Below are 577 nucleotides of genomic sequence, written 5' to 3'. Positions count from 1 at the left end.
CCCGTCAGATGCGGCCCCTGCACAGCTCCAGCATCGTCATCGCCAGGGTCGTGCCCGGCTTGCCCAGCGCGTCGCTGTAGTGGCTGAGCACCTCCATCTCGCGCGAGAGGTTCACCCGGCGGCCGCCCGATGTCATCCGGGCCTCCTGGATGACGGCCGAGACGGCCATGCGTTCCTGGATCAGGCCGATGATGTGGTCGTCCATCGCGTCGATACGGGCGCGCGAGTCGCTGATGAGGGTCTCGGGGCTGGTCGTGGTCATGTCCGTAACTCCTGGTGGGAAGGGGCGGCCCCCTGGTCGACCAGGTCCGGAATGCAACAGGCGCCCCGGGCCTTGTCGGCCCGGGGCGCCTGGGAAGTTGCTGGCTAGTTGCTCAAGCAGCACGACCATGGCAGCCGGTGGGCCGGGTGCCATAGGTAAAGACGCCGTAGGTGGAGGCGTGCGTGAGGTGCTTGTGCATGGCGTCAGTATGGCGGGGCTTCGGAGACTGAGACAAGTCAGATGTTCGCGGGCCGTTAGAATCGACAAACCAGCCCCCCTTTGCATCGCCGGAAGGCCGCCCCCGTGCCAGCAGCG

The 577-nt window shown here is 67.1% G+C and carries 1 protein-coding gene; it reads right to left on the bottom strand.

The genetic code is table 11. The features are described 5' to 3' along the window. Positions 1 to 4 precede the first annotated feature (4 nt). Positions 5 to 262 carry a chorismate mutase gene (locus tag J0695_RS39480; protein ID WP_206969669.1) on the bottom strand — a complete coding sequence of 86 codons (258 nt, stop codon included), beginning with the start codon at positions 260 to 262 and terminating at the stop codon, positions 5 to 7. Between the last annotated feature and the right edge of the window lie 315 nt (positions 263 to 577).

The sequence above is a fragment of the Streptomyces beijiangensis genome (genome assembly GCF_017315755.1).
In the GTDB taxonomy this organism is placed as follows: Bacteria; Actinomycetota; Actinomycetes; order Streptomycetales; family Streptomycetaceae; genus Streptomyces; species Streptomyces beijiangensis.
Note: the sequence above shows the minus strand (reverse complement) of the source record. Positions and strands in the feature narration are given on the sequence as shown.